2 tRNA genes are annotated in these 273 nt (G+C 54.9%); both read left to right on the forward strand.

Annotated features, from left to right (window positions below):
• Window positions 1–61 precede the first annotated feature (61 nt).
• A tRNA-Val gene (locus HMPREF3140_RS25285) sits at window positions 62–137 on the forward strand.
• A gap of 3 nt (window positions 138–140) precedes the next feature.
• A tRNA-Lys gene (locus HMPREF3140_RS25290) sits at window positions 141–216 on the forward strand.
• The last annotated feature ends 57 nt before the right edge of the window (window positions 217–273 follow it).

A 273-nucleotide genomic window follows, 5' to 3' on the forward strand; every position in this document is an offset into this window, starting at 1 on the left:
GGCGAGGCAAAGCCGAGTCATCCTGCACGACCCACCGCTTAGTAGTATCCAGCGTAGTATCGGGTGATTAGCTCAGCTGGGAGAGCACCTCCCTTACAAGGAGGGGGTCGGCGGTTCGATCCCGTCATCACCCACCACTCGGGTCGTTAGCTCAGTTGGTAGAGCAGTTGACTTTTAATCAATTGGTCGCAGGTTCGAATCCTGCACGACCCACCAATCGTTCTGGTGGAACGCGATAGTAAAACGTGAAGGATAACGTTGCGTCAGCAACGG

It is taken from the genome of Klebsiella sp. HMSC16A12, from assembly GCF_001808265.1.
GTDB lineage: Bacteria > Pseudomonadota > Gammaproteobacteria > Enterobacterales > Enterobacteriaceae > Klebsiella > Klebsiella pneumoniae.